This is a genomic window from Candidatus Nitrosopumilus sp. (assembly GCF_965263415.1).
In the GTDB taxonomy this organism is placed as follows: Archaea; Thermoproteota; Nitrososphaeria; order Nitrososphaerales; family Nitrosopumilaceae; genus Nitrosopumilus.
In genome coordinates this window covers 625,878-651,859 of the sequence record NZ_OZ253671.1, presented here as the reverse complement: position 1 = coordinate 651,859, position 25,982 = coordinate 625,878, and the positions used below count along the sequence as shown (strand labels likewise).

Below are 25,982 nucleotides of genomic sequence, written 5' to 3'. Positions count from 1 at the left end.
TATCCAATTCATATTAATTACTTTCAAGAATTCAATAAAGCGTATATACGGCTCGTGTTAATTTCTGAATCAGCGGGGTGGGGAAGCCAGGTCATCCCGGCGGGCTCATAACCCGCAGTTCAGTAGTTCAAATCTACTCCCCGCTACTTAATTTTGATAAACACAAAACCAAGATAGAGAATTTTTGAAATTGGTGGATTTGTTTTGAATACCCTGTCTTTGTTGAGGACGTGTAAGATGTCTATGAGCAGAAACTTTTGGTAAATACAATTGTTTGTTTAGTTTTCTAGGAATTATTTCATTTGTTTTTCTTGAAGATTTTTTTCCACAACGAATGCATTCAAATCCTTGTCCCTTACCTTTAGATTTCATTTTTTTATTACAATTTTTACAAATTGGGTTTGATGGCATGATTTGTTTTTCAAGAGAAATGATTTGAATAAATTCAAGATTAATTATGCGGGGAAAGTTTTTTGAAGCCTTTCTAACTCCACCGCCCACAGATATTTTATCCCCTTTGATCAAGTTTGAGGCAACAACAGACATGCCAGTTGGTTTGTAAACTGCACACCAAAACTCATTATCATTTGAGAGAATTTTGAAAAATACATGTCCGCCTTTTGCAACTTTGGGAGAATTTGAAACAACTCCAGTTAATTTTCCAGAAGCATATGGTTTCATTGTTTCAAAGGTAAGTTCATTTTTCAAGTGGTCACCAGTTCCTTGATTAGATTTGAAGATCATATAACCATCCAGTTTTTCCTCACTTTTTAGAATCTTTGATGCGGAAACTAATGCATCTACATTTTCACCACGAACACCAAAAAATACAGGATCTGGACCATGAGGAGTAATTAAAACCCGTCCTTTTTTTGTATCAAAACTATTGAAAGTGTCAGGATACGTTTTTTCTTGCATTTCCTTTACACTTTTTGTTAAAAGTTTCCTTTCTTTTCCAAATTTTTGTTTTTTACGATAGCTCAATAGCTCTAATGTATGATCATGAAAGTGATATCCTATTGCACCAATTGCACCAACAAGACCTTGTCCATTTCCTTTGTAAAAATACTCTAGATTGTGTTTTTTAGCAAATTTTTTTGCATTGTTTCTATTGATTAATTGCCATAAAGCTAAATCACTAAATTTTGTAAATTCATTAGGAATTGAATCACTTTCAAAAAAAACTAAACCAGGATTAGCTCCATTTTTTGTATCAGAATATTTTGAAACAAGATTTTTGATTTGATTTTTTATTTTTGATGTATTATTAGTTTTAATTTTGATAGAAACTGCTCCATTTCCTCGTGTTTTCCAGGGAATATTAGGATTAAATCTAATTAATCTTGGAAAATCAAGAAATTCAGTTTTTTGTTTTTTGAGTAAATCTACCACTTTGTAAGCCAAAAAAGTAGTACACATTCCTTTTGGAGAATCAGTATCATCAAAACCAATATTTAGAACAGTTTTTTTTACCACGTTTTTGGTAACTAATTCAGACATTTTTAGTTGTTGCAAGATACAGTTGATTTAAATTAATAAAATAACATTTCAAGCTAAATTGATTGTTATAGATGAAAAGCGGATTTTTCAAGAAATAGAAGAAAAAAATCCTGCATCAGTTTCATTAAATGGGCCAGATGGAATTTTGCCACAAGTACAAGATACTGCAAAAAATATTACAAAAAAATTTGGCATTCCAGCATATGTTCTAGCTGATACAACTTGGGGAACATGTGATTTGAACTCAAATGGATCCAAAGTTCTTGGCGCAGAAATCCAATTCAACATAGGCCATACAATAAACACTGAGACATATGAGAAAAATTTGATCCTAATTGATGCCTATGACGATGTAGAGTTTGACAGTGTGGCAAAAAAATGTGCAGAAATACTGAAAGGAAAAATAATTTCTCTAGTAACAGATAGTCAACATTTGCATCAAGTAGACAAAGTTGAAAAAATTCTAACAGAAAATAGAATCACGGTAAAGATTGGAAAAGGTAAAGGGCAATTAAACGATGGACAGGTGTTTGGCTGTGAATTTTATCCTGCAACAGATCTAAAAAAAGAAGTTGATGCATATGTTTTCTTGGGACAAAGTAATTTTCACGCATCTGGAATTGCATTATCCACAAATTTGCCAACATATGTTTTAGATCCTTACTTTAACGAAGTAAGAGAAGTTACAGACTTTGCACAGAAATTAAAAAGGAAAGCAACTCTTGCCATATACAAAGCAGCTGAAGCAAAAACTTTTGGAGTGATTGTTGGATTGAAGGAAGGTCAGTTATCAAAGGTTTTTGCATTAAAAATCAAAGAAGAGTTAGAGGCTGAAGGAAAAGAGGTTCAGTTATTTGCATTAACAGACATTACAAATGACAGACTAAGAAATCTAAAAGGAATTGATGCTTTTATTCAAGTTGCATGTCCTAGAATTTCTACAGATAATCAGTTTGACAAGCCTGTATTATCATCACCACAAGCTAATGCATTACTAAAAATTCTTAGAAATGAAAGTATTGAAGGATATTTAGAAATCCCACATTGGTTATGATACTAGTTTTTGAAATTTAGGATTATCAGATAATTTTTTAAAAGATTTTGATTTTTTTGCTTTGATTTTGTATTGGGTTCCTTGAGAAATTGATTTTTCAAGTAGCAACAATGAATCGTCTGTTTTTGAAAGCATTGCTAAACTACAAGATTTATCAAATAAAACATCGCCATTTTCAGGATAATCATTCAAAATTATATCACAACAAGAAATGGAATCATTGTATCTATTCATAGAAAATAGAATTCTTTCCTTGTGGTATAATGCAATATTGTATTTTGGGTTAGACTTTAAAATTTTATCACATATAGACAGCCCTTCAGAAAGATTTCCTTGTTTTCTAAAAGAAGAAATTTTGTTTACCAACACAGAAAGGTCATCAGGATAGTTTTCAAGTGCTAAATCATAGTAACTCATAGCACTTTCATAATCTTTTAGTTTACTTAGTGCATATCCTTTGTTGTTAAGGGAGCTAAGGTGTTTTGGGTTTTCATCTAGAATTTTATTATAATAAGAAATTGCTTCATGGTACTTTCCCTTTAAAAATAATCTATTTCCTTCATCTAAAATGGAATTTGTTTTGGGATCATCCATGAATAATCAGCTTGGCTTCATTATGATTTTTCCAAAAAGTCCTTTACCTTTTAGCATCTTTGTGTGAGCTTCAACAGCTTGTTCAAGTGTATATTCAGAATCAATTATAGATTTTATTTTTCCTTTAGACATCCAATAAAATCCCTGTTCAAGTTCAGCTCTTGTTCCTTGAGTTGAGCCTAAAATGTTTAATCCTTTAAAGAAAATATGTCTAAGGTCAGTTTTTGCCATATATCCAGTGGTAGCTCCAGTAGTAATTACAGTCCCTCCATAATTTAGAAGAGTGAGTTCCTTGTTCCAATGAGAACCTCCAATATGTTCAAAAATTACATCTACGCCAGGAACATCGCCATATGGCTTTGGAAGTTTTTTTGCAATTGCTCTTACTTCTTTATGCCAATCATCTTTTCTATGATCAATTGCATAATCTGCTCCAAGTTCAAGTAGTTGATCTAATTTGTCGGGACTAGCAGTTGCAATTACAGTGCAACCAAAAAGTTTTGCAATTTGAATTCCATAATTTCCAACACCAGAACCACCACCCATAATCAAAACTAATTGTCCTGGTTGAATTTTTGCTCTACCAACTAACATATGCCAAGAAGTTAACATTGTCATAGATGCGGCTGCTGCTTCTTCATACGATACTCCTTCAGGAATTTTTACAACGTTAACTTCTGGAAGATGTGTATATTCACAGTATCCACCCCAAAGAGGGCCTGTTTCAAATCCCCAAATGGTTCGTTTTTTGCAATCATATTCTCGTCCAGATGTACATCTCTTACATACTCTGCAAGACATATTTCCGTGTGAAACAACTCTGTCACCTACTTTGAAATTTTTTACATCTTCACCTACTGCAGTTACTTCACCTGCTGCATCAGTTCCAGAAATATGTGGTAAAGGGATTGCCAGAGGTTTGCCTCTCATTCCCCAAATATCATCATAATTTAAAGCGGCCGCCTTTACTTTGAAAACTACCTCGTTTGATTTAGGTTCAGGAATCGGTAGATCTTTAATTTTTAAAATTTTAGAAAAATCATCATCAGTAGTATATTCATCATAAACCAGAGCCTTCATGATTTTTTTCATATGTGTGTAAATATATGATTTATCGATATCAATTAGGCCATAAACAATTATAATCACAAAAACAAGAATTTGAGCATGTCGGAAAATGCAACATTTCCAGGTGAAAAAATAGCATCTATTGAAGAATATGAGGCTGGATACAATGCTTTTGATGATGGAGATATGGTAAGAGCAGCAACTATTGGACAAAAAGACATCGACAAAACCACTAGAACTGCAAATATTACACATCCAAAGAATCTATCCATACCAAAAGTAGGAGATGTCGTAATTGGAACAGTAGCAGCAGTAATGTCATCCATGATTGCAGTTTCAATTGATTACATTAATGGAAATCCAACTACATCTAAAGTAGAATGTGTTTGTTCAACAAGAAATATCAGAAAAAGAAATGTTGCACTAGTAAACGATATAGCAAAATTAAAAATTTTAAATCATCTTAATGGTACGATTCATGCTACAGTTGATGAATCGAATTTAGGGATACTCTTTACAAAATGTCGCAAATGTGGAGGAAAAGTAGTACCTATGCGTGATGCCATAAAATGTACAGAATGTTCATGGATTGATGAAAGAAAACTATCTGCAGACTTTGGTAAAAGCGATTTCGTAAAACTGAGAGAATAAAAATGATTAATGTATCGTTCCAAGGTGAACGAGGGGCATATAGTGAAGCTGCAGCAAGAGCATTATTTGATGAGGATGTTGAAACAGTTCCATTTGCAACGTTTGCCGAAGTTTTGGAAAACACATCCAAAGAAAAAACAGAATATTCAGTTTTACCTGTAGAGAATTCATTAGAAGGTAGTGTTGGAGAAAGTTACGATTTGTTGTATTCTACATCACTAAATGCAACAGGAGAAATTTATCACAGAATTGAACATTGTTTAATTGGAATTGGAGAAATAAATGAAGTTGACACCGTGTATTCACATCCACAAGCTCTTGGTCAATGTAGAAAGTTCATTGAAGAACACAAAATGAAAACGATTCCAGCATACGATACTGCAGGTAGTGTAAAAATAATCAAAGAACTAAACAAGAAAAATTGTGCCTGTATTGCAAGCAAAACAGCATCATTGATTTATGATGTTCCTGTTATTGCAGAAAATATTGCAAATAACTTGAACAATTACACACGATTTTTGGTATTATCAAAAAAAGAATCAGACATTACAGGAAATGACAAGACATCGATAATTTTCTCAATAAAACACGAACCCGGTTCGCTATATAGAATAATTGAGAATTTTCATAAGAATAATGTAAATCTAACAAAGATAGAATCAAGACCAACAAGAGCCAATACATGGGAATACAACTTCTATGTAGATTTTGAGGGACATCAAAAAGAGTCCAAGATTTCTGAAATGTTAGAAAAGATCAAACAAGATACGTTATTTTTGAAAGTTTTGGGTTCTTACCCTTCAGCAAAACTTAGCTAAAAGCCTTTTGGTTTTCTTAGTGTAAAACCCATACTAAATCCAATAATCACCATTCCAGCAGTAATCACCACTAAGTGATACGTAAATAGAATTGGATCAACAGTAATGTTGAGTGTAGCTACAATATGCAAATCAGTTGAACCAGTATTTTGTATGTTTATCATTGTAATACCATCTTCAAGATGAGTCCATTCCAGAGTAACTTCTTCAGAATAGGATTTCATAGGAATTTGCAATCCATCACCAGGACTAGATAATTTAAGATCAAATTTATCACCAGTAATAGTCATGAGTTGATGTCCACCACTATTAGCTCGAATTTGATAAGAAGTAGATTCACCAAGTGCAAATGTTTCATCAACTTCAACTGTTTGTAAACCAATATCTGAAATAAGCGAATAGATACCTATTCCAATAATTATGCTACCAACTACTAATCCAATTATAGTTCGTTTTGATAACATGATTCAATCAATCCCAATACTGTTTAAAAAATTATCTACATTAATGAAACATCATGAGGCTGACTTTCTGCAAAGCCAGCTCTTGACATTTTGATAAATTCTGCATTTTGTTGCATTTGGGGAATTGTGTGAGCACCACAATAACTCAAGCCAGAACGAACACCGCCTGCAAGTTGTTTTAGAATATCAGTAACTGTTCCTTTGTAAGGTACCATTGCCTCAACTCCTTCTGCAACATAGTCATTTAGGTCATCTTCAAGTGAAATCGAGCCTGTTTCTTTTGATTTTCTACCAATTGAGGCTGCAAGAGAAGCCATTCCACGATATACTTTGAAACGTTTACCATTTTTAGTCAAAACTGTACCAGGGGATTCATCAGTTCCACCAAGCATACTTCCAACCATTACAGAAGATGCACCGGCAGCTAGAGCTTTTGTTGCATCACCAGATGTTCTAGTACCACCATCAGAGATAATTGGAATTCCATGATCATTACCAATTTTTGCACAATCCATTACAGCAGTTAATTGTGGAACACCTGAACCAGTAATTACTCTAGTAATACAAATTGAACCAGAACCTACACCAACTTTTACTGCATCAACACCTGCTTTTATCAAATCTTCAGCTCCTTGAGCAGTTGCAATATTTCCAGCAATTAATTCACAGTTAGGAAATGCTTTCTTGATGTTACGAACTGTACTAATTGCATTCTCACTATGACCATGTGCAATATCAACAACAAGAACATCAGCACCTGCATCTAACAAAGATTCACTTCTTTCCAAAAAGTCACCTTTGACACCAACTGCAGCTCCAACTAAGGGTCTGCCTTTCTTATCTTTAGAGGCATTTGGATAATCAGTATTATTTGTAATATCCTTACTAGTAATCAATCCTTGTATAACACCAGAGTCATCAACGATTGGGAGTTTTTCAATTCGGTGTTTATGTAAAATATCTTTTGCTTCATCCAATGACACACCTGGTTTTGCAGTAACAACATCTTTTGTCATTACATCAGCGATTGTTCCATTTGAACCAGCAAAAAGTAAATCTCTTTCAGTGACAATTCCTACTAATTTGGAGTTTGAATCAACAATTAACAAGCCAGAAATTTCTTTGTCTTCTGCATAATCTAATGCATCTTGGATGGATTTGTCTGAGGAAATAGAATATGGATTCTCGATCATAACGCTACCTGAACGCTTTACCTTTAGCACTTCATTTGCCTGTTCCTGAATAGTCAAAAATCTATGAACAATTCCAATTCCTCCAGCACGAGCCATGGCTACAGCCATAGATGACTCTGTAACAGTATCCATGTTTGCACTCACAAATGGAATGTTAATTGTGATATTTCGAGATAATTTTGTGGTCAGATCGGTCTGACTTCTACTTGTAATATCTGAATATTTGGGTACAAGAAGAACGTCATCAAAAGTTAATCCTTCTTTGAATTCCAATGAAACCTTGTTAAGAAAGTTGAATATTGATTATAAGCCTTTGTGTTATTTTTTCAGATTGGATGCAATAGTTACTGCATCTTTTGTAGCATTCACGTTATGAGTACGTATAATGTCTGCACCATTATTCACAGATATTGCTTCGGCAGCAATAGAACCAAACAAGCGATCAGATGGATCGTTTTGTAAAATTTCTCCAAGAAAAGATTTGTTTGAAACTGAGATCAAAATAGGATAGTTTCCCTTGATTGAATTCAAATTTTGAATTACAGTTAGATCTCTTTTAACCCAATCAGATTTAATTTTAGTGAAAAATGGTCCATTTCCTTCTTTTCTAAAAAATCCAATTGAGGGGTCTAATGCAATTTTTTCAGAAGATATATTAGATTTTTTTGCAATTTTCAAACTTTCTTGAAGTAGTTTTTTTGTAACAGACACTGAATTGCCCATTACAGTTTTTGAACTAAAAGCACACAAGATTAATGATGGAGAAAAATCTGAAATGACATCTTTCATTTTTTCATCATACTTTAAACCAGAAATATCATTGATAATTTCTACGCCATGCTCTAATGCATCTTTAGCAGGTTTTGCTCTACAAGTATCAATAGAAATTGGAATATTAGATACATCTTGAATAATTTTTACTGCATCAAGTATTCTCTTTGATTCAATTTTTTCTGAAACCATAGTAGAAAGATAGGGTGCAGTAGACATTCCACCTACATCAATAAAATCAGCACCATCATTTTCCATCTCTTTAATAGAATTCTTTATCTGAGTTTTTGTAGTGTGAATAGATTTTTTGTAAAAAGATTCAGGACTAGTATTCAAAATACCCATGATACGAACAGGATTTTTACCTCCAACATCCACTTTTGCAAGTCTAGTCACATGATTTATCAAAAACTAATACAATTTGAGTCATATGATGATTTCAGGTTGGAAAGCAAAGTATGCAGATATTCTAAAGGAGTTCAAATATGATGAGAAAAAAGACAAGGAATCAGCCACATTATTAGACTCATTTCTCAAAAAATCAAAAACCAACAAAAGAATTCAGGATCTAGTTCAAGGAAATACTGTGTTAGTTATAGGTTCTGGGCCATCATTATCATATGCAATTCCAAAATTAAAAAAATTAAAAAAAGTGGTCAAAATTGCAGCAGACAGTTCATTAAAACCACTATTAGAAAATGGAATTGTTCCAGATATTGTTGTAACAGATTTAGATGGAGATGAAAAGTCATTTAAAAAAATTGCAAAAAGTTCAATCTTTGTAGTACATGCACATGGAGACAATATTTCAAAATTAGAATTAGCAAAAAAATTCAAAAATTGTATTGGCACTACACAAACAAAACCATTTAACAAAATACAAAATTTTGGCGGATTTACAGATGGAGATAGAGGAGTTTTTCTAGCAAGTTATTTTGAGGCAAAAAAAATTATTCTGTTTGGGATGGATTTTGGTAATAGGATAGGAAAATTTTCAGATACAAAAAAATCTGAAAGAAAAATAAAATTAATAAAATTAAAAAAAGGAAAATCACTCTTAGAGTGGTTATCTACAAAGACAAAATCAGAATTATTTACTACTTCAACTAGGATCAAAGGATTTGAAAAAATACCATACAAAAGCCTGGATATTATAATTACCTAGAATGCATTTAATACCCATTCCCCATTTATCAAATTATGAAATTTTCAGAGGAACAAATGAAGGGAATTGTTACTTTGAAGGAAAGTTTGATCGAGCAAGTTGACAAACATCAAGAAGCAATAGAGACTTTAGAAAAAAATATTACAATTTTAGATATGTTCCTAAAAGAATCTAGTTTTACCAAAGCATCACAGTTACCACCCACAGAAAAAATTGAGCCACAAAAAATCAAAGAATCAGTCAAAGAAGTACAAAATTCAATCCCAATTACGCAAGGAAAAGATGGAAAAGTTATTGCCAATGCATTTGTTACGCCTGAACAAGTATCAATTGTGTTAGATGATAATGTAGAGATTAGTGCAGACACTCCTCCTTTCAAATCATTTTTCCTAGATAGAATCATCGGAGAAATGAAAAAGAAGGATTCAACTGATGCGGAAAATGGAAAGATTCAAAGAGAATCAATAATTGATTACATCATTAACAAAAATGGTTCAGACATTAGAGAAATCATTATCAAAAATTACAGACAAAAAGAAAGAGTAAATGAATTGATCAATACAGCAGGATGGTCATTATCAAGAATGCTGGAGAATATTAACAAGTGATTACATGGACAAGATTGTAGTCTTAGATTTTGGGTCACAGTATAGTCATTTAATTTGTAGAAGAATAAGAGAATTTTCAGTATATGCAGAATTAGTTCCTTTTGATATTAGTTATGAAGAGTTACAAAAATATAATCCAAAAGGAATAATTTTTTCTGGTGGTCCATCTAGTGTTTATAGTTCTGATGCACCAGTTCCAGAAAGTAAAATTTTTGATATGAATTTACCATTACTTGGAATTTGTTACGGTCATCAATTAATTGTAAATAAATACGGAGGTAAAGTAAAAAGGGCAAACAAAGAATATGGTTCTTCGTTACTAACAATTGACAATGACAAAGATTTGCTAAATGGTGTTGGTGAATCAGTAAGAGCATGGATGAGTCATGGAGATGAAGCAGAAGAAATTCCTCCTGGATTCCAAGTTATAGGACACACAGAAAGTGCAAAAGCAGCTGCAATAGCATCAGATGAAAAATCAGTTTACGGAATTCAATTTCACCCAGAAGTTGTCCACACAGAACAAGGAACAGGAATTCTCAAAAATTTTGTGTTGAAAGTTTGTGGAGCAAAACAAGACTGGACCATGGAGGGTTTTATTGATTCAGCAGTAGAAAAAATCTCAAAAATTGAAGGAAATGTACTCTGTGGAGTTAGTGGAGGCATAGATTCCACTGTGGCTGCATTGTTAATTCACAAAGCTATAGGAGATAGACTCAAGTGTGTTTTTGTCAATAACGGATTGTTAAGATTAAACGAAGAGACTGAGATTGAAACGATGTTCAAAGATAATTTCAATGTAAATTTCACATCAATTAATGCAGTAGATAATTTCCTTGATAAGCTCAAAGGAGTTGAAGATCCTGAGAGAAAAAGAATGATTGTTGGTGAAGAATTTGTTAATGTATTTACAGAATTTGCTGAAAAAAATGGTCCATTCAAGTGGTTAGCTCAAGGAACTCTCTATCCAGACGTAATTGAAAGTGGAGTTTCAAAAGGACCAGCTGATGTAATAAAATCACATCACAATGTAGGAGGACTACCTGATTGGCTCAATTTAGAGATTTTAGAACCACTAAGAGAACTATACAAAGATGAAGTTAGAATGATTGCAAAAATTCTTGAAGTTCCAGAAAAACTTTTCATGAGACATCCTTTCCCGGGACCGGGATTGGCTGTAAGAATCATCGGAGAAGTTACACCAACAAAGCTTGAAATTTCAAAAGTTGCAAGTAAAATTGTAGAAGACGAACTAGTCGAAGCTGGTCTGTATGGAAAAGTCTGGCAAGCTTATGCAGCAGTAGGAGACGATAGAGCAGTAGGTGTAGTTGGAGATGAGAGAAAATACGGAAACATTGTAATGATCAGAGTTGTTGATTCAATTGATGCAATGACTGCAGATTGGACAAGATTACCACACGGGTTGTTAGAAAAGATGAGTAACAGAATAACAAATGAGATTGAAGATGTAACTTGGGTGACATATACGATTTCAAGCAAGCCTCCTGCCACAATTGAGCCTCAATAGGTGAAGAAAATGGAATATGAGAAAATTTGTGATGAAGTTTTAGAATGTGATAAAAAAATTAGATATGTTGGGGTATATGATTATGGAGAGTTACACGACAAAATGCGTCCAGGAGTAGAAAGTTTTCTATCAAGAGAAGAAACAGAATTGTCATTATCTCAAGCAGTTTATCGTTGGTCAACACGTAAAAAAACATCAGATAAAATTGGAAAGCCAGAATTTGCACTAGCAAAATATGAGAAAATCTACAGAGTGACAGTTCCAGTTGGAGGTGCAGGGTTGATTTTGTTTAGTACAGAATTAGATGCCAATGTAAATGAAGTAATCGACAAAGTGATCGAAATCAAAAATAAATACTCGGAATAATTTGTGATGAATATGGATTTTCATGTTTTTGATACATATGTAAAGGCAAAAGATGGGCAAACAATGCATTTTGATGTGGTTACAGATAACAATAATGTTGAAAAGGCAATTTCTTATGCAAAAGAATGGCTCAATACAATTGGAGAAGAAGATTCCAAAGTTACAACTGAAGAATGTAAGTTTTGTCACACACAATCTGTTCCAGAAGATATTGAAATTGAAATAATGACTAATGGTTATTTCATTTCAAAGATGGAAGGCTGTCCCGAATAACTAATTTAGTAAAGCAGCACCATAGACACCTGCTGAATCGCCTAATTCATTTTTCAAAATAGGTGTATCAACTAAATCTGAAAATACTTTTTCATAAACTGATTTTTTTCCTTCAGTATACAAGAAATCAATATTTGATAAACCACCTCCAAGAACAATTGCATCAGGATCCAAGATGTCTATCACATTGGCAAGACCAAAACCAAAATTTTCTAAAAATTTACTTTTCCATGTTTTTCCGATACCACTATCAATATTTGAAAGAATTTCAGGCACAGATTTTGATTCTCCTGAAAGTAATTCCCATTTTTGCTCTAATGCAGGACCACTGATATAGGTCTCTACACATCCAGTTTTTCCACAATAACATGAATGTCCATTACGATGTAACGTGTGATGCCCCCATTCACCAGCAATGTTGGTTCTTCCTGAATGCAGTTTTCCATTAACAATAATTCCTCCACCAACACCAGTTCCCATTATTACACCAAAAACAAGATCAAAATTTTGTGCAGCACCCATCTTTGATTCTGCCATAACAAAACAATTTGCATCATTTTCCATTGCAATATTTCTTTGTAATTTTTTTTCAAGATCTTCTTTTAGTGGTTTTCCAATCAAACACTGAGTGTTACTATTTTTTATCAATCCAGTTTTTTTTGAAATTGCACCTGGAGTACATATTCCTAAAGAAAAATCTGAAATATTACTAGATATTTCTAAAACTAAATTTGAGATAGTGTTAACTATTTCAGAATAATTGTCCTTGGGTGTGGAAACTCTTTTTCGTTCTAAAACATTTAGAGAATCATCTAACAGAATTGCTTCAATTTTTGTTCCACCTAAATCAACACCTAGTTTGTTCAACAATAACTATTCAAAGGTAGAAGGCTTAAGTTTTAATCAATTATCCCATTGGAGGCATGCCACCGCCACCTGGACCACCAGATACTGCAATAACATCATCGATTCTAAGAATCATACATGCAGCTTCTGTTGCAGATTTGATAATCTGTTCTTTGACAGCAATTGGTTCAACAACATCAATAGAAAGCATATCTGCAATCTTTGTGTTTTTGGCATCAATACCGGTCCATTTACGACCTTGGTTTTGTTTTGCTCTCAAGTTTGCCATGGTATCAATTGGATCCATTCCTGCATTTTCAGCAATGGTTAATGGAATTACCTCTAATGCTTCAGCATATTTTTTAATTGCAAGTTGTTCTCGTCCATCAAAATTGTCAGCCCAATCTTTGAGTTGAGATGCTGCAAATGATTCAGGGGCACCGCCACCTGCAACAATTTCAGGCTTTTCAATCACATCTTTTACAACCATAAGTGAATCATGAATAGAGCGGTCAACCTCATCAATTACTCTTTGAGAACCACCACGAATTAACATTGTAACTGATTGTGGGTGTTTACATCCTTCAATGAATACCCATTTGTCAGATTCAACTTTCTTTTGATGAACTAAATTAGCAGAACCTAGATCTTTTTCAGATAGATCATCAATATTACTAATTACACGACCACCAGTTGCTTTTCCTAGTTTAATCATATCACTTTCTTTTACACGACGTACTGCAAGAATTCCATTTTTTGCAAGATAATGTTGTGCAATATCATCAATTCCTTTTTGACAAATTAGGACATTAACTCCAATATCATGTAATTTGTCAACCATTGTTTTGAGCATTCTATTTTCTTCTTCTAAGAACATCTGCATTTGAGTAGGATCAGAAATTCTAATTTCAGAACTCATCTCAGTTTTTTCAATTTCAAGTGCGGAATTTAGTAAAGCAATGTTTGCTTTGTCAATTTTTGTAGGCATCCCACTATGAACAATTTCTTTATCTAAAACAATTCCTTTAACAATTTGAGTATCTTGAATAGAACCGCCTGATTTCTTTTCAACCTTAATGTTTTCAAGGTCAACAAAGTAATCTTCACCTTTCTTTGTAACTATACTAAGAATAGCATCAACAACAATTTTTGATAATGTGTCACTGTCTTCTGAAATTAATTTAGATTGCATGCTTGTTGTGGCAATTTTAATGAGTGATTCTTTATCATCAGGTTTGATTTTCTTTGATAATTCAGAGTAAATTTCAAGAGTTTTTTCGGCAGCAGCTTGATAACCATCAATAATTGTTGAAGAATGAACATCTTTTTTGAGAAGTTCTTCTGCTTTAGCTAAAAGTGTTCCTCCAAAAACTACAGAAGAAGTTGTACCGTCTCCAACTTCATTATCAACAGTTTTTGAAATTTCAACCATCATTTTGGCTGCAGGGTGCTGAACATCAATTTCTTTAAGAATTGTTGCACCATCATTTGTAATAGTAACATCACCTAAAGAATCAACTAACATTTTGTCTAGACCACGTGGTCCAAGGCTGCTTTTGACTAGTTCTGTAACTAATTTTGCTGCAGCAATATTGTTTTGTTGAGCGTCCTTACCCTTTTGTTGTAATGCACTCTCTTTGAGTACTAAAACAGGTCCATTTGGTCCTTGTTGAATTGATGCCATTTAGATTCAGCTTCAATCCCCTGAATCCCCCTTTTTAACATTACTTAGTTGATCGGTGGGATGTGACTTCGTTTTTTCACATCAACTATACCACCTGAAAGAATTCGAACAGATGGTAAGGCCAAAAATGGCAAGAACAAAGGAATTAGGTGAGGTCTAGAAAACTTGCATCCAGAATCAACAATAGAGTTGTTGATTTTTTCAAAGTTAGATGAAACTTTTTCAAAGGAATCTGTTGAAACAATACCTGCAAATTGTAATGGTAGTGAAGCAAGAATTTTTCCGGATTTTACTACAGCTAGTCCGCCTTGGTTTTTTATTAAATGATTTGAGGCAACTGCCATATCAGAATCATTTGAACCAATAACGATTAGATCATTTTCATGAAAACTCCAAGTAGATGCAAATGCCCCAATATCAGCACCAAAATTTTCAAGAAATCCGATAGAATGTTTGCTTGTACCATGAGTTCTATCAAATGCTGCAACTTTCCATATGTCAGAATCTAAAGATGCAGAAACTAGATTGTTTTTTGATTCGAGTTGAGCAGATCCTATTTTTGTAATAATTTCAGTCTGCATGAAAATTGTATTTGCAACAACATCTTTCTTTTTAGATTTTATTTGAAAATCATTTTTTGAGAATTTTTTTAGTTTTACAGTATTTTTGATCCAAGGAGATATTGCTTTTTTCTTTATTGGAAAAACAATTTTTCCATCAGAGACAGCAAGTTTTCCTCCTACAAACACGGTTTTAGGTCTAAAGGATTTCAAATCATTGAAAATTAGAATGTCAGCTAGTTTACCAGGTGCAATTCCACCAAGATCTTTTCCCATGTTATAATAATCAAAATTGTTTTTAGATGCCATAGATACTGCATCAATTGGTTCTAAGCCAAGTTTGACAGATTCACGTATACAATGATCAATATGACCAAATTTTGCAATATCTTTTGGATCAAGACCATCTGAACAAAACATTAATCGATTTAGATATGTTCCATGAGACAAGACTCTTGGAATAATTTCTTTCAAATCACGTCTAATAGAACCTTCTCTAATCATTATCCACATTCCTAGACGTAATCTCTCTAAGACTTGATCAAAGTTGATTGGTTCATGACAAGAAAGGACTCCTGAAGAAACATAGGCATTAAGTTTTTTGTCACTTGCACCAGCAGTATGTCCATTGATAATACAATCACATTCCAACATTGCTGAAAGAGATTTCATTGTTTTTGGTTCACGGAGAGTAACTTTTGTCCATGAAAAAACCTCACCTAAACCAAGTACATGAGGATGTTTTATTGCAGATTTTTCTTGTGATAAAGTGAGAGTGTTACTATTACTAAACTTTGCATCAACAGGCAATCCCCCAGGTACAACTTGAAAAATTCTTACAGGGAGGTCTTCGCCCAATTTTAAAAATTCTTGAAAGCCTTTGTATCCTCCTACACTAACAACATCAATAGGATCAGAGAAAAGAGAAGTTACACCACAAAGAAGTGCTTGTTTTGCAAATTCAGATGGAAGTACAAATTGATCAATATGCAGATGTGGATCTGCAAAACCAGGACCTACATACTTGTTTTTTACATCAATGATTTTTGTTTTGGAGCCTTGTGCATGTGTTGCATCTGGACCAACATATGCAATTCTCTCACCAACTATTGCAATCTGAGTTTTTGGAATGATTTCTCTAGTATAGACAGACAGTAAATTACAATTTTTTAAAATCAGATCTGCTTTATTGTCACCCATAGCCACAGAATTTAGTGCAGAGATCGAATTTGCTAGGCTCGAAGTCACGATTTTTGATTAGATTTTGCGCCTATTATAGATTCAATGCTTAAATTACGGTTGAGAAGGTTTTGTTCATATGAACATACCAAAGGTGATCCGAAAGTATTGTGCAAAATGTAAGACACATACTGAACAAAAGGTCTCCATTTACAAGGCTGGAAAGAGACGTGGTTCTGCAAGAGGTGAACGTAGACATGCTGAACGTAAACATGGGTATGGTGGACAAAAGTTCCCTAAATTAGCAAAACCAGCCAAAGTTACAAAGAAAGTTACTCCAATTATGACATGTACTGTATGTAAAAAGAAGTACAATAAACTAGGTGTTAGAATTAAGAAATTTGAGTTGGTGGCAGCATGAAGAAGGATCACGTCGAAATTCCAAAACCATCAAGTAAATTTCAAAAAGTTAACTGTAATGAATGTGGAGAATTACAAATTGTTTATTCACATGCATCAACACAAGTTGCTTGTAATTCATGCGGAAATGCAATTGCAGAAGCAACAGGTTCTAAAGCAAAAATTAATGGTAAAGTCTCAGGCAGCGCTGAGTAAATCATAATCCTGTTTAGTATTTAGATTAAGTGCAATTCTTTTGTCATCAAGTATGATATAATTTTCTTCTAAATTCTCAAGTGAATCAATTTTTTGAGAGTCAATTAATGAAATTCCTGTGAAATGACATTTTTGATTATCATGAATTATAGAATATTCAGATTTCGTTCCAATAGAAGATAGTAATTTGTTAGTAACAAGAATACTTGTCCAAATTTTTTGAGAATTATTTTGTTTTACAATTGTTTGAATGATTTCTTCATCTAGTAATGGGAGATCACCAGAGGTGACTAAAACTAAATCATTGAATTTTTGCAGGACCGAGTTTAGATCCTCAACATAACCTATTCCAGAAGTATCAAAAGTTTCAATATTATTTTCTTCTAGTAGTTTTTTTGTTTTAGGGGAATTAGGACTAGTTACTGCAATAATTTTAGAAAAACAGTGGGAGTTTTTTAATGAATCAACTACATGTAAGATAATTGGTTTTTTGTATTGTAAGAGTAGTTTCTCATCATCTAAATTCATGCGAGTTCCTTTACCACCGGCCATAACAATGCCAATCATATTGATACAAACACCATCAATGAAGCTAGACGAGTGAGTTCATTTGTAGCACCAATTACATCTCCAGTAATTCCACCAAAACTACGAGTAGATATGCCAAGTAAGAATAATGTCAATGCAACAGTAACTCCAAGCATTATCAATCCAGTAGTCTCACCAATCAAGGCTACAGGAATAAGCATGATGATAAACGCGGCTGCCAGTTTTCTCTTGTCTTTCATCAGATGTACGAAAGGAGAGTTTGAGCCAGATGCAGCTGAATTTCCTAAACTAGCCAAAAGCACCATTGAGAATTTAGCTAAAATTTCGCTAATCAGAATTGCTTTAAACAAATCAAATCCAGTAGTAAGAGATATTGTGATAATCAGACCAACCAAATACAAAACAAGTCCAACAATTCCAGCTGAACCAGTAGAAAGATCTTTCATTGCTTGGATTTTCTTTTCTTTTGTTCCTTTCACCATAAGTCCATCTGCAAAATCAGCTAAACCATCAGCATGATGAATGCCGGTAACAATTGCAATAGATGCAACAACTAACAAACTAACAAGTAGTGGATCTAAAAAGAAAGATAAACCAAATCCAAATGAACCAACTAAAAGTCCAATTGCAATTCCAACAATAGGGAAAACATACATGTATTTTGCAATATTTTCCAAAGTTGCATTTGATGATGGAAATATTGTCAAGAAAGAAAAGACAGAACCTATTTCCTTAAGCATGAATCCACCATCCAATTAATGTTAAAACGGTAACAATTGGAACAATTACAATTCCAAAGAATAGAACTGAAGTCAATTTCATAATAGATATTGCAGAATGTACATGTTCTTTTGTAAGAGTCAGATCACCATTACCCAATTCGTAATGATTTACTTTTTCAAATTTTGTGCCAAGTGCCCCTGCTAATGCAGCCATAGGATATCCTGCATTTGGACTCTCAGTTTTTTTGCCATCACGAATCATAATCTTGTAAGACTCTTTCCAGTTGTTTTGTAAAATAGCAGATGAGATGATCATTACAAGTCCAGTAAGTCTAGATGGAATGTAATTCAACAGAGTATCACATGTAGCTGCAAACCATCCCAAATTTTTGAAAATATTAGTTTTGTATCCTATCATAGAGTCAGCAGTATTAATTATCCTATACACAAATGCTCCAGGTAATCCAAAAATAGCATAGTAAAAGAGAGGTCCAGTTATTCCATCTACAGTGTTTTCACTTATACTTTCAAGCACGCCTGAAATCACGTGATTTTTATCTAAATTGGAAGTATTTCGCTTAACAATCATGGATAAATTTTCTCTGGCAGAATCCAAATTATTCAATTCAAGTGATTCTACAACTATCATTGCATAGCGTTCCAATCCCTTGATTGCAATAGTGGTCTTTAGTAACAAAGCACCTATCACAACTGAAACTACCAAAGTTATCCAATCAGTTGAAAGTAATGAAATTCCAAAATCCAAAGTTAAGAGCAATGTAACAACTATTCCAATAGGAATTATAACTACAAATATTCCACCAAGTCTTTCTAATTTTTGATTTTGGTTTTGTCCAAGTGGAGTTAGTTTTGCAATTAATCTACCAATCCAAGCAGTTGGATGATATCTATTCTTAGGATCCCCAAATATTAAATCAAGAACCAATGCAAATCCCACAATTATCAAAGATTCTAAAATCATTTTATCATCCTTTCAATAGTTTTGATATCTAAACTATTTTTTACAATTTTTGCTAGTTTATCTAAGTCTTTATCAATTTTTGATACATTATTTTTTGTCCAAGCAATTTGTTTTGCTTTGACATTTAACGAGTCTTCCTCTGGTAAGTTAACTTTTATCATAGGAATAGTTCCTATAACAGGAATTTTAGTAAGGTGTTTTATCTTTCTAAACCCTGGTTTTAGCACATCAATGTCACCTCTGAATTTATTTAATACAAATCCTTTTACTAATTTTTTATATTTATTTTCAATCAAATCCATAGTTCCAACTAAACTTGCAAATGAACCACCTTTGTCAATATCTGAAATCAAAAGTACAGACGCATTAGCTTTTTGAGCAATTTGCATATTTGCGATATCATATTTTTGCAAATTAATTTCAGCTGGAGATCCTGCACCTTCTAAAATAACTAGATCATAATTTTTTTGGAGTTTTGATAATGAAGTAGTAGCTGCTTTGAATCCTTTAGATTTTACAAATTTTGTATAGTAATCTTTTGCATGCATTTTCTTGTAATATTTCCCATTGAGGTAAACTGCACTATAGTAATTTCCCAAAGGCTTGAGCATAATTGGATTCAAATCAGATTCAATTGGGCATTTTGCAGCAATTGCTTGAATTGCCTGGGCACGAGAAATCTCAAAATCAGGCGTGGCATAGCCAAAATTAGACATGTTTTGAGATTTGAATGGAGCAACAAGGTATCCCTTTTGTTCAAAGATTCTGCACAATGCTGCAACCAATGTTGATTTTCCAGCACCAGAAGAAGTACCCTGTATCATCAAAGGTTTCATGTAATAGCCTCCATTGCAGTTACGAGTTTTAGATTATCTTTATGGGATTTTATAGCAATTCGAATATAGTGATTATCTAATCCACGAAAATTTTTGCAATCACGAATCAATATTTTGTGTTTTAATAATTTTTTTTGGAGTTTTGTTGAATCATCTTTTGTTTTTATTAAAATAAAATTTGTTGAAGAATCATGACATTCAAAACCAGGGATGTTAGCAATTTTCTTTTTTAGAAAATTTGATTCCTTTTTAATAATTGATTTTGATTTTGTAAGATGAGATTTGTTTTTAATGGCCATTATTCCTGCTTCTTGTGCCAATGCATTAACACTCCAAGGAATTTTTATTTTTTTCAAAATATCAATAGTTGTTTTTGAACCTATACCATATCCAATTCTGATTCCTGCTAATCCAAATGATTTTGTTAATGATCTCAAAACAAAAAGGTTATCATATTTTTTTACTAAATTTATTACAGATTGATTTGATTCGGGAACTAATTCAATAAAACATTCATCAACAAATACAAAACTAGATTTATTTTTTGCGGCAGATATTATTTTTGTCAATTGTTTTTTTGAGATAATAGTTCCAGTGGGATTGTTTGGATTGCATACAAAAACACATCCATTTTTGGGAATCTCTGAAATAAAAGAGTCTATATTTTTAGAAAGATTCATTGTTTTAAAAAAAGTGAATTTACAATCAGCGAGTCTTGATGCAGATTCGTATTCACTAAAAGTTGGAGTTGGAATTAAAACGCGTTTTTTAGACAAAAATGCTGTACAGAAATTATAGAGAATTTCAATTGCGCCATTGCCAACAACTATGTGAGAATCAGATAATCCAGTGTATTTTTTGAGGCTAGAGAGTAAACTGAGTGAATCAGTGTCAGGATAGTGTTCCATTCCATCTAGTCTTTGTTTCATAGTGGATTTTACAGAAGGTGGCATTCCCGCGGGACTAGTGTTTGAGCTAAAATCTAAGACATCAAGTTGATGATTTCCTCCAGAAAATCTGCCTCCATGAGAGACAGGATAGTGTTTAGTGATGCTTGTTTTGGTCCTTATTTTCACATAACAAAATAGGAATAGGCGATATAGTATCTTTTGGTAATTTGAATAACGATTATTAATTGAAACCGATCAATAATTAATTCATGGAGAAGAAAAGAGTTGCAATCATAGGAGTTACAGGTTCCGTAGGACAGGAATTTGTACAATCTTTGCATAATCACCCATGGTTTGAAGTAACCCAAATCGCAGCTTCAGAACGCTCTGCAGGTAAGAATTATCTTGATGCCATCAGAAATGAGGGAGGAATTATCATGTGGGATGTCGGAGGCGAGATCCCAGATTACATCAAAGAAATGACGGTAAAAAGCATAGACGAACTTGACACGTCACAATTAGACTTAGTATTTTCAGCAGTTGAATCTCAAGCTGCAAGAGACATTGAAACCAAAATGGCAGCAGAACTGCCAGTAGTTTCAACTAGTTCTGCATATAGATACGAAGAGGATGTTCCAATTCTCATTCCAGGTATAAATGATGAACAAGCTGAATTAATTGAGACACAAAAGAAAAACCGTAATTGGAAAGGATTTGTAACACCATTACCTAACTGTACAACCACAGGTTTAGCAATTACATTAAAACCATTACTTGAAAAATATGGTGCAAAAAAGGTCATGATGACTTCAATGCAAGCAATTTCAGGAGGTGGAAAATCAGGAGTGTCTGCCATGGGGATTACAGATAATATTTTACCTTATATTCCAAAAGAGGAAGGCAAAGTTAGGCTAGAAACAAGAAAGATTCTTGGAAAACTTGTAGATGGAAAAATTCAGGATGCAGATATTAGAGTTAGTTGTACTTGTACCAGAGTTCCAGTAATTGATGGACATACTGAATCAGTTTTTGTTGAAACTTCGGAAGATATTGATCCATCTAAAGCAAAAGAACTCTACAATGGTTACAACAAAGATATCTCGGTTCAAGGATTACCATCAGCTCCTAAAGAATACTATGCATTCCATGAAGATCCAACAAGACCTCAACCAAGAATGGAAAGAGAAGTTGGCGACGGAATGACTACAACAATCGGTAGAGTTGAAAAAGAAGAATTGTTTGATAAAGGTCTCAAATACATGCTATTTTCACATAACAAGAAAATGGGTTCAGCAAAAGGCGCAGTACTCTTAGCTGAAATGTTATACAAAAAAGGTAAGATCTAGATTTTTTTTGCAATTTTTTCAATAATAACTTTATAAGAACCAGAAATCTAGAACGACTCAGGTGTTTTAGACGGCAAAAGTAGATGACCTTGATCTGCAGATTTTATCAGAATTATCAAATGATGCATCAATTTCAGTTCCACGTTTATCAAAAAAAATCAATGTGAATTCATCAGTAGTCTATTCAAGAATTAAGAGATTGGTAAAAAGAAAACTAATTGAACGATTTACGATTGTCGTAAATGACGCAGAGTTAGGATACAATGTTAAAGCACTAACTGGAATTAACATGGATACAAAAAAACGCGATCACATAATTTCAGAATTATTCAAAATTGATGGAGTAAGAGAAGTAGCAGAAGTTACTGGTAGATTTGATATTCTTGTTACAATGTATTCAAAATCATTAGATCAGATGCACAAAATGGTCTCAGAGAGAATTGGAAGGATTGAAGGCATTCAGTCTTCAGAATCATTTATTGAGATGAAATCACGTGCCAAAGCAATGCCATATATGCCATCAAAGGATAGTGACTAGTATTGCAAAAACAAAAGACAGAATCTAGAGTTGCAGTATATTATGAATTAACAAAGCCCAAAATTTGGTATTTGTTGGTATTTACCGCATTTGGAGCCGCTTTAACGGCATCTAATATTTACGGAATTGATATTGCACCTTCTACATGGGCACTCATGTTATTTTCAGTTGCCGCAGGTTCTGCTGCAGCTAACACTTTGACAAATTATCATGATAGAGATATCGATGCAATAATGGAGAGAACAAAAGGTAGACCACTTCCATCAAAAAGAATCTATCCAGCAGTAAAAGCTCGTAATTTTGGATTAGCATTAGCTGGAATTTCATTAGTACTAGCATTTGGAATTTCATTTACAACCACAATAGAACAAGGTCTGTGGGCTACTGCATTCATAGCATTTGGATTACTAAACAATATTTTGATATACTCTTATGCACTAAAACGAAATTCAAGAACTAACATAATTTTAGGAGGATTATGTGGAGGTTCACCACCAATGATTGGATGGGTTGCAGTTACAATGTCAGATTTATGGACAATGGGACTTGCAATGGCAGGATTGGTATTCATTTGGATTCCAATGCATATTTGGGCATTAACACTGCATTTCAAGGACGATTACAACAAGGTAAATGTTCCAATGTTAACAGCAGTTCAATCAGAAAAAACATCTGCTAGAGCAATTGCAGGATCAACTGTTGTAATGGTATTATTTTCAATAGCACCATTTTTCATAACAACGCAAGCAGGAGAAGAGATGGTAGGAGGAGTGTATTTGTGGACTGCAATTGCATCAGGTATTTTGATGGTTGCACTATCAATTTGGGTAATAGTAAAACCTATGGAAAAAGCATCATGGACATTGTTTAAATTTTCAAGCCCCTATTTGGCAGTATTATTTATTGCATTAATGGTAGACTCTGCACTATAAGATACTGCTATTTTCATCTAAACTGTTAAGTTCTTTTGTAATTGAAGTGTGCTTTTCAACTAATTCTTCTAGTTCTTTTTGCACACTAGCAGAATCCCAATTTGATGAAATCAAAGAAGTTAGTTTTGCAACAATCCCCCATTGAACATTATTTTGTTCATCAATTAATTCCAGAAAGCGTTTTCCTTTCTCATCGTCATTCATAATCAGAAAAAGGATACGCAGTGATAAAAATCTGTAGCAGGTAATAGTATAATTTCAAAGTTTTATTAGGAAATTACCAATATTTCACATATGCAATGTAGTATTTCAGAATGCAAATCAAAAGCAATTCAAACAGTTCAGATCAGTTTTAGAGAAACAAGGAATCTGTGCAAAGAACATTTTGAATTATTTCAAAACAAAGACAAGAAACACACAATTAATTTTACAAAAGCATCAAAATTCAAATGAGATTAATTTAGATATTTTCAAATTTCAGAATTATTGAAAGACTTAACATCTACTATTTTCAAACTACCATATGGTTGCAAAGAAAAAAACCACAGCAAAGAAGAAACCAGTCAAAAAAACAACTTCAAAACCAAAATCTAAAGCAACAAAGCCAAAATCAAGCACAAAATCATCTACAAAAAAACCAGAATTTGAGAAAGCTTGGAGAGACTACAATTCTGCATTAAACGGATGGAAGGAATCTTTGGCACAGTGGCAAAAGGCTACAAATGAAACTTTAATGACATATCATGATGCATGTCAAAAAGCCGTAGAATCAGATGCAGAATTATTAAAAAAAGTCAGTTCAAGTTGGGAAAGTACTTGGGAAGAAATCGGTCCTGAATACATCAAACAACAAACAAAGATGATTGAAAATATTTTCAAAGAAACCAACATTGAATCAATTAAGAAATTCAACGAACAGTGGGAGAAATTCCTCAAAACATCAGGGGATGATTCAATCATGGCATATCAAGAAGCCATAAAGAGATTCAATCAAGCGTGGCAATCAGGTCAAATGTAGTTTTAAAATAGCTATTTTTTCATTTTTCCTATACGAAAGACTTTACAATTACATATTGAACATGTACCCTTTACTGCAGGACGTCCATTTTTCATAATTGTTTCTTCAGGATTTTTGATTTTTCTTTTTGTTTTACATTTAACACAGTAAGCTTCTATAGAAGAAGATGGTTTTGGAGAAGTCTCAGAAGATTGCTCAAGTTTTTTCTCGATCTCATCTAATTTTTTATTTTGTTTTTGTAATGTTTGAATAATTTCATGTTCAATATCAGCAGCTTCTAATTTTTCAATTTCTTTTTCTAGTTCTTTTACTCTTGAAATTTGTTCTTCTGTGGCTTCATCAGAAGGATTCAATTTTGAAGTTAACTCATCTTCTAATTCATCAATTTGTTCTTCTAAATCATTAAATTCAGTATTTTCCTCAACTACAGACTCAACTTCAGGCTCAGATTTTATTTCGGGAACAGGTTTTTCAGATAATTTAGTTTCTAATTCATCAATTTGTTTTTGAAGTTCATCTAATTGTTCAAATTGTTCAGGAGTAGCTTCTTCTGGTTCTGGAGCTGGTTCTTCTGTAACAGGTTCTGGAGATAAATCAAGTTCTTGTGGAAGTTCTTCTGCAGATTCTTTTGGTAGTGAACCTCTAGGACTTGGAGGAGCTGGTTCTGGTTTAGATTCTAACTCTTGGATTTGTTTCTCTAATTGTTCTAATCTTGCTAATTGTTCAGGAGTAGCTTCTTCTGGTTCTGGAGCTGGTTCTTCTGTAACAGGTTCTGGAGATAAATCAAGTTCTTGTGGAAGTTCTTCTGCAGATTCTTTTGGTAGTGAACCTCTAGGACTTGGAGGAGCTGGTTCTGGTTTAGATTCTAACTCTTGGATTTGTTTCTCTAATTGTTCTAATCTTGCTAATTGTTCAGGAGTAGCTTCTTCTGGTTCTGGAGCTGGTTCTTCTGTAACAGGTTCTGGAGCTAAATCAAGTTCTTGTGGAAGTTCTTCTGCAGATTCTTTTGGTAGTGAACCTCTAGGACTTGGAGGAGCTGGTTCTGGAGCTGGTTCTTCTGTAACAGGTTCTGGAGATAAATCAAGTTCTTGTGGAAGTTCTTCTGCAGATTCTTTTGGTAGTGAACCTCTAGGACTTGGAGGAGCTGGTTCTGGAGATGGTTCTTCTGTAACAGGTTCTGGAGCTAAATCAAGTTCATCTAGATCAACGCTTGTTACAACAGGTAAATCTCC

Annotated in this window: 31 protein-coding genes, 1 tRNA gene and 1 pseudogene; 17 read left to right on the top strand and 16 right to left on the bottom strand. The window is 33.4% G+C overall.

Annotated features, from left to right (window positions below; all coding sequences use genetic code 11):
• Positions 1-71 precede the first annotated feature (71 nt).
• Positions 72-146: transfer RNA gene (locus ACQY22_RS04460), tRNA-Met, on the top strand.
• Between the two features lies 1 nt (position 147).
• On the opposite strand, the gene ACQY22_RS04455 is transcribed toward ACQY22_RS04460, so the two are convergent.
• Entirely contained in the window at positions 148-1,500 is a 1,353-nt protein-coding gene (locus ACQY22_RS04455; protein ID WP_428325523.1) for a TiaS agmantine-binding domain-containing protein, read from the bottom strand.
• A 58-nt stretch (positions 1,501-1,558) separates the two neighbouring features.
• Between ACQY22_RS04455 and dph2 the strand changes: the two genes are divergently transcribed.
• On the top strand, positions 1,559-2,554 hold the full coding sequence (gene dph2 / locus ACQY22_RS04450; RefSeq protein WP_428325323.1) for a diphthamide biosynthesis enzyme Dph2: 996 nt from the start codon (positions 1,559-1,561) through the stop codon (positions 2,552-2,554).
• On the opposite strand, the gene ACQY22_RS04445 is transcribed toward dph2, so the two are convergent.
• Together ACQY22_RS04445 and ACQY22_RS04440 are read right to left on the bottom strand one after the other, a co-directional pair.
• Positions 2,549-3,148, bottom strand: coding sequence for a tetratricopeptide repeat protein (locus ACQY22_RS04445; RefSeq protein WP_428325322.1), 600 nt, complete (start codon positions 3,146-3,148; stop codon positions 2,549-2,551). The genes dph2 and ACQY22_RS04445 overlap by 6 nt on opposite strands.
• Positions 3,149-3,154: 6 nt before the next feature.
• A complete protein-coding gene (locus ACQY22_RS04440; RefSeq protein ID WP_428325321.1) occupies positions 3,155-4,228 on the bottom strand; it encodes a zinc-binding dehydrogenase in 1,074 nt (357 codons plus the stop codon).
• A gap of 87 nt (positions 4,229-4,315) precedes the next feature.
• On the opposite strand from ACQY22_RS04440, the gene ACQY22_RS04435 reads away from it, so the two are divergent.
• Complete coding sequence (locus ACQY22_RS04435; protein ID WP_428325320.1) at positions 4,316-4,867, top strand: exosome complex RNA-binding protein Csl4; 552 nt, start codon at positions 4,316-4,318, stop codon at positions 4,865-4,867.
• A 2-nt stretch (positions 4,868-4,869) separates the two neighbouring features.
• Entirely contained in the window at positions 4,870-5,685 is an 816-nt protein-coding gene (pheA, locus tag ACQY22_RS04430) for a prephenate dehydratase (RefSeq protein WP_428325319.1), read from the top strand.
• On the opposite strand, the gene ACQY22_RS04425 is transcribed toward pheA, so the two are convergent.
• Genes ACQY22_RS04425 through folP form a run of 3 tightly spaced genes read right to left on the bottom strand, consistent with a single transcriptional unit; the run spans position 5,682 to position 8,458 of the window.
• Entirely contained in the window at positions 5,682-6,149 is a 468-nt protein-coding gene (locus ACQY22_RS04425; protein ID WP_428325318.1) for a hypothetical protein, read from the bottom strand. The genes pheA and ACQY22_RS04425 overlap by 4 nt on opposite strands.
• Positions 6,150-6,184: 35 nt before the next feature.
• Positions 6,185-7,615, bottom strand: a complete 1,431-nt coding sequence (guaB, locus tag ACQY22_RS04420; RefSeq protein ID WP_428325317.1) for an IMP dehydrogenase — start codon at positions 7,613-7,615, stop codon at positions 6,185-6,187.
• A gap of 45 nt (positions 7,616-7,660) precedes the next feature.
• Positions 7,661-8,458: a dihydropteroate synthase gene (folP, locus tag ACQY22_RS04415; protein ID WP_428325522.1), complete on the bottom strand. Its 798-nt coding sequence runs from the start codon at positions 8,456-8,458 to the stop codon at positions 7,661-7,663.
• 85 nt (positions 8,459-8,543) lie between these two features.
• Here folP and ACQY22_RS04410 point away from each other — a divergent pair, with 85 nt between their 5' ends.
• From ACQY22_RS04410 to ACQY22_RS04390, 5 genes are read left to right on the top strand one after another with little or no spacing between them, the layout of a single operon-like run.
• The gene (locus tag ACQY22_RS04410) at positions 8,544-9,278 is read left to right on the top strand and encodes a 6-hydroxymethylpterin diphosphokinase MptE-like protein (RefSeq protein WP_428325316.1); all 735 of its coding nucleotides are present in this window, start codon (positions 8,544-8,546) and stop codon (positions 9,276-9,278) included.
• 35 nt (positions 9,279-9,313) lie between these two features.
• A complete protein-coding gene (locus ACQY22_RS04405; RefSeq protein ID WP_428325315.1) occupies positions 9,314-9,886 on the top strand; it encodes a hypothetical protein in 573 nt (190 codons plus the stop codon).
• A gap of 4 nt (positions 9,887-9,890) precedes the next feature.
• Positions 9,891-11,414, top strand: coding sequence for a glutamine-hydrolyzing GMP synthase (gene guaA / locus ACQY22_RS04400; RefSeq protein ID WP_428325314.1), 1,524 nt, complete (start codon positions 9,891-9,893; stop codon positions 11,412-11,414).
• 9 nt (positions 11,415-11,423) lie between these two features.
• Positions 11,424-11,780 (top strand): hypothetical protein, encoded by a 357-nt coding sequence (locus ACQY22_RS04395; protein WP_428325313.1) that lies wholly within the window; start codon positions 11,424-11,426, stop codon positions 11,778-11,780.
• 12 nt (positions 11,781-11,792) lie between these two features.
• Positions 11,793-12,053, top strand: a complete 261-nt coding sequence (locus ACQY22_RS04390; protein ID WP_428325312.1) for a DUF2024 family protein — start codon at positions 11,793-11,795, stop codon at positions 12,051-12,053.
• Here ACQY22_RS04390 and ACQY22_RS04385 read toward each other — a convergent pair whose 3' ends face one another.
• Genes ACQY22_RS04385 through ACQY22_RS04375 form a run of 3 tightly spaced genes read right to left on the bottom strand, consistent with a single transcriptional unit; the run spans position 12,054 to position 16,343 of the window.
• On the bottom strand, positions 12,054-12,923 hold the full coding sequence (locus ACQY22_RS04385) for an ROK family protein (protein WP_428325311.1): 870 nt from the start codon (positions 12,921-12,923) through the stop codon (positions 12,054-12,056).
• Between the two features lie 37 nt (positions 12,924-12,960).
• Complete coding sequence (thsB, locus tag ACQY22_RS04380; protein WP_428325310.1) at positions 12,961-14,583, bottom strand: thermosome subunit beta; 1,623 nt, start codon at positions 14,581-14,583, stop codon at positions 12,961-12,963.
• A gap of 44 nt (positions 14,584-14,627) precedes the next feature.
• Positions 14,628-16,343, bottom strand: coding sequence for an adenine deaminase (locus ACQY22_RS04375; RefSeq protein ID WP_428325521.1), 1,716 nt, complete (start codon positions 16,341-16,343; stop codon positions 14,628-14,630).
• A 118-nt stretch (positions 16,344-16,461) separates the two neighbouring features.
• On the opposite strand from ACQY22_RS04375, the gene ACQY22_RS04370 reads away from it, so the two are divergent.
• The gene (locus ACQY22_RS04370; RefSeq protein ID WP_012215962.1) at positions 16,462-16,743 is read left to right on the top strand and encodes a 50S ribosomal protein L44e; all 282 of its coding nucleotides are present in this window, start codon (positions 16,462-16,464) and stop codon (positions 16,741-16,743) included.
• A complete protein-coding gene (locus tag ACQY22_RS04365; RefSeq protein ID WP_012215963.1) occupies positions 16,740-16,937 on the top strand; it encodes a 30S ribosomal protein S27e in 198 nt (65 codons plus the stop codon). Before ACQY22_RS04370 ends, ACQY22_RS04365 begins: the two co-directional genes overlap by 4 nt.
• On the opposite strand, the gene ACQY22_RS04360 is transcribed toward ACQY22_RS04365, so the two are convergent.
• The 5 genes from ACQY22_RS04360 to cobD are packed head-to-tail and all read right to left on the bottom strand — an operon-like array spanning position 16,920 to position 21,102.
• Complete coding sequence (locus ACQY22_RS04360; RefSeq protein WP_428325309.1) at positions 16,920-17,504, bottom strand: NTP transferase domain-containing protein; 585 nt, start codon at positions 17,502-17,504, stop codon at positions 16,920-16,922. The genes ACQY22_RS04365 and ACQY22_RS04360 overlap by 18 nt on opposite strands.
• Entirely contained in the window at positions 17,501-18,226 is a 726-nt protein-coding gene (cobS, locus tag ACQY22_RS04355) for an adenosylcobinamide-GDP ribazoletransferase (RefSeq protein WP_428325308.1), read from the bottom strand. Before cobS ends, ACQY22_RS04360 begins: the two co-directional genes overlap by 4 nt.
• The gene (locus ACQY22_RS04350) at positions 18,219-19,190 is read right to left on the bottom strand and encodes a cobalamin biosynthesis protein (RefSeq protein ID WP_428325307.1); all 972 of its coding nucleotides are present in this window, start codon (positions 19,188-19,190) and stop codon (positions 18,219-18,221) included. Before ACQY22_RS04350 ends, cobS begins: the two co-directional genes overlap by 8 nt.
• On the bottom strand, positions 19,187-20,026 hold the full coding sequence (locus ACQY22_RS04345; RefSeq protein ID WP_428325306.1) for a cobyric acid synthase: 840 nt from the start codon (positions 20,024-20,026) through the stop codon (positions 19,187-19,189). Before ACQY22_RS04345 ends, ACQY22_RS04350 begins: the two co-directional genes overlap by 4 nt.
• On the bottom strand, positions 20,023-21,102 hold the full coding sequence (cobD, locus tag ACQY22_RS04340; RefSeq protein WP_428325305.1) for a threonine-phosphate decarboxylase CobD: 1,080 nt from the start codon (positions 21,100-21,102) through the stop codon (positions 20,023-20,025). The genes ACQY22_RS04345 and cobD overlap by 4 nt, the downstream gene beginning before the upstream one ends.
• An 83-nt stretch (positions 21,103-21,185) precedes the next feature.
• On the opposite strand from cobD, the gene asd reads away from it, so the two are divergent.
• The 4 genes and pseudogenes from asd to cyoE all read left to right on the top strand — a co-directional run bounded on the left by asd (position 21,186) and on the right by cyoE (position 23,732).
• Positions 21,186-22,262, top strand: coding sequence for an aspartate-semialdehyde dehydrogenase (asd, locus tag ACQY22_RS04335; RefSeq protein ID WP_428325304.1), 1,077 nt, complete (start codon positions 21,186-21,188; stop codon positions 22,260-22,262).
• Positions 22,263-22,356: 94 nt separating this feature from the next.
• Positions 22,357-22,425 (top strand): annotated as a pseudogene (locus tag ACQY22_RS04330) (Lrp/AsnC family transcriptional regulator); the annotation flags it as partial.
• A 36-nt stretch (positions 22,426-22,461) separates the two neighbouring features.
• Positions 22,462-22,800, top strand: coding sequence for an Lrp/AsnC family transcriptional regulator (locus ACQY22_RS04325; protein ID WP_428325303.1), 339 nt, complete (start codon positions 22,462-22,464; stop codon positions 22,798-22,800).
• Between the two features lie 2 nt (positions 22,801-22,802).
• Positions 22,803-23,732, top strand: a complete 930-nt coding sequence (gene cyoE / locus ACQY22_RS04320) for a heme o synthase (RefSeq protein ID WP_428325302.1) — start codon at positions 22,803-22,805, stop codon at positions 23,730-23,732.
• Here the strand turns inward: cyoE and ACQY22_RS04315 are convergent.
• Complete coding sequence (locus ACQY22_RS04315; protein WP_428325301.1) at positions 23,727-23,936, bottom strand: hypothetical protein; 210 nt, start codon at positions 23,934-23,936, stop codon at positions 23,727-23,729. The genes cyoE and ACQY22_RS04315 overlap by 6 nt on opposite strands.
• 90 nt (positions 23,937-24,026) lie before the next feature.
• On the opposite strand from ACQY22_RS04315, the gene ACQY22_RS04310 reads away from it, so the two are divergent.
• Positions 24,027-24,185: a hypothetical protein gene (locus ACQY22_RS04310; RefSeq protein ID WP_428325300.1), complete on the top strand. Its 159-nt coding sequence runs from the start codon at positions 24,027-24,029 to the stop codon at positions 24,183-24,185.
• Between the two features lie 70 nt (positions 24,186-24,255).
• Positions 24,256-24,750, top strand: a complete 495-nt coding sequence (locus tag ACQY22_RS04305; RefSeq protein ID WP_428325299.1) for a hypothetical protein — start codon at positions 24,256-24,258, stop codon at positions 24,748-24,750.
• 11 nt (positions 24,751-24,761) lie between these two features.
• Here the strand turns inward: ACQY22_RS04305 and ACQY22_RS04300 are convergent, their stop codons facing one another.
• Positions 24,762-24,908, bottom strand: a complete 147-nt coding sequence (locus ACQY22_RS04300) for a DUF5679 domain-containing protein (protein WP_428325520.1) — start codon at positions 24,906-24,908, stop codon at positions 24,762-24,764.
• Between the last annotated feature and the right edge of the window lie 1,074 nt (positions 24,909-25,982).

Bases quoted from the DNA above. Each gene is read 5' to 3' on its own strand.
- folP (WP_428325522.1), bottom strand. From the start codon at position 8,458: ATGGGTATTTTGAATACTAGTCCTGAATCTTTTTACAAAAAATCTATT.
- cobS (WP_428325308.1), bottom strand. From the start codon at position 18,226: ATGCTTAAGGAAATAGGTTCTGTCTTTTCTTTCTTGACAATATTTCCA.
- thsB (WP_428325310.1), bottom strand. From the start codon at position 14,583: ATGGCATCAATTCAACAAGGACCAAATGGACCTGTTTTAGTACTCAAA.
- ACQY22_RS04370 (WP_012215962.1), top strand. From the start codon at position 16,462: ATGAACATACCAAAGGTGATCCGAAAGTATTGTGCAAAATGTAAGACA.
- ACQY22_RS04350 (WP_428325307.1), bottom strand. From the start codon at position 19,190: ATGATTTTAGAATCTTTGATAATTGTGGGATTTGCATTGGTTCTTGAT.
- ACQY22_RS04305 (WP_428325299.1), top strand. From the start codon at position 24,256: ATGGTTGCAAAGAAAAAAACCACAGCAAAGAAGAAACCAGTCAAAAAA.
- ACQY22_RS04410 (WP_428325316.1), top strand. From the start codon at position 8,544: ATGATGATTTCAGGTTGGAAAGCAAAGTATGCAGATATTCTAAAGGAG.
- ACQY22_RS04310 (WP_428325300.1), top strand. From the start codon at position 24,027: ATGCAATGTAGTATTTCAGAATGCAAATCAAAAGCAATTCAAACAGTT.
- ACQY22_RS04375 (WP_428325521.1), bottom strand. From the start codon at position 16,343: ATGGGTGACAATAAAGCAGATCTGATTTTAAAAAATTGTAATTTACTG.
- asd (WP_428325304.1), top strand. From the start codon at position 21,186: ATGGAGAAGAAAAGAGTTGCAATCATAGGAGTTACAGGTTCCGTAGGA.
- pheA (WP_428325319.1), top strand. From the start codon at position 4,870: ATGATTAATGTATCGTTCCAAGGTGAACGAGGGGCATATAGTGAAGCT.
- ACQY22_RS04315 (WP_428325301.1), bottom strand. From the start codon at position 23,936: ATGAATGACGATGAGAAAGGAAAACGCTTTCTGGAATTAATTGATGAA.
- ACQY22_RS04455 (WP_428325523.1), bottom strand. From the start codon at position 1,500: ATGTCTGAATTAGTTACCAAAAACGTGGTAAAAAAAACTGTTCTAAAT.
- ACQY22_RS04425 (WP_428325318.1), bottom strand. From the start codon at position 6,149: ATGTTATCAAAACGAACTATAATTGGATTAGTAGTTGGTAGCATAATT.
- ACQY22_RS04405 (WP_428325315.1), top strand. From the start codon at position 9,314: ATGAAATTTTCAGAGGAACAAATGAAGGGAATTGTTACTTTGAAGGAA.
- ACQY22_RS04440 (WP_428325321.1), bottom strand. From the start codon at position 4,228: ATGAAGGCTCTGGTTTATGATGAATATACTACTGATGATGATTTTTCT.
- ACQY22_RS04365 (WP_012215963.1), top strand. From the start codon at position 16,740: ATGAAGAAGGATCACGTCGAAATTCCAAAACCATCAAGTAAATTTCAA.
- guaA (WP_428325314.1), top strand. From the start codon at position 9,891: ATGGACAAGATTGTAGTCTTAGATTTTGGGTCACAGTATAGTCATTTA.
- ACQY22_RS04445 (WP_428325322.1), bottom strand. From the start codon at position 3,148: ATGGATGATCCCAAAACAAATTCCATTTTAGATGAAGGAAATAGATTA.
- ACQY22_RS04435 (WP_428325320.1), top strand. From the start codon at position 4,316: ATGTCGGAAAATGCAACATTTCCAGGTGAAAAAATAGCATCTATTGAA.
- ACQY22_RS04345 (WP_428325306.1), bottom strand. From the start codon at position 20,026: ATGAAACCTTTGATGATACAGGGTACTTCTTCTGGTGCTGGAAAATCA.
- ACQY22_RS04390 (WP_428325312.1), top strand. From the start codon at position 11,793: ATGGATTTTCATGTTTTTGATACATATGTAAAGGCAAAAGATGGGCAA.
- ACQY22_RS04395 (WP_428325313.1), top strand. From the start codon at position 11,424: ATGGAATATGAGAAAATTTGTGATGAAGTTTTAGAATGTGATAAAAAA.
- ACQY22_RS04360 (WP_428325309.1), bottom strand. From the start codon at position 17,504: ATGATTGGCATTGTTATGGCCGGTGGTAAAGGAACTCGCATGAATTTA.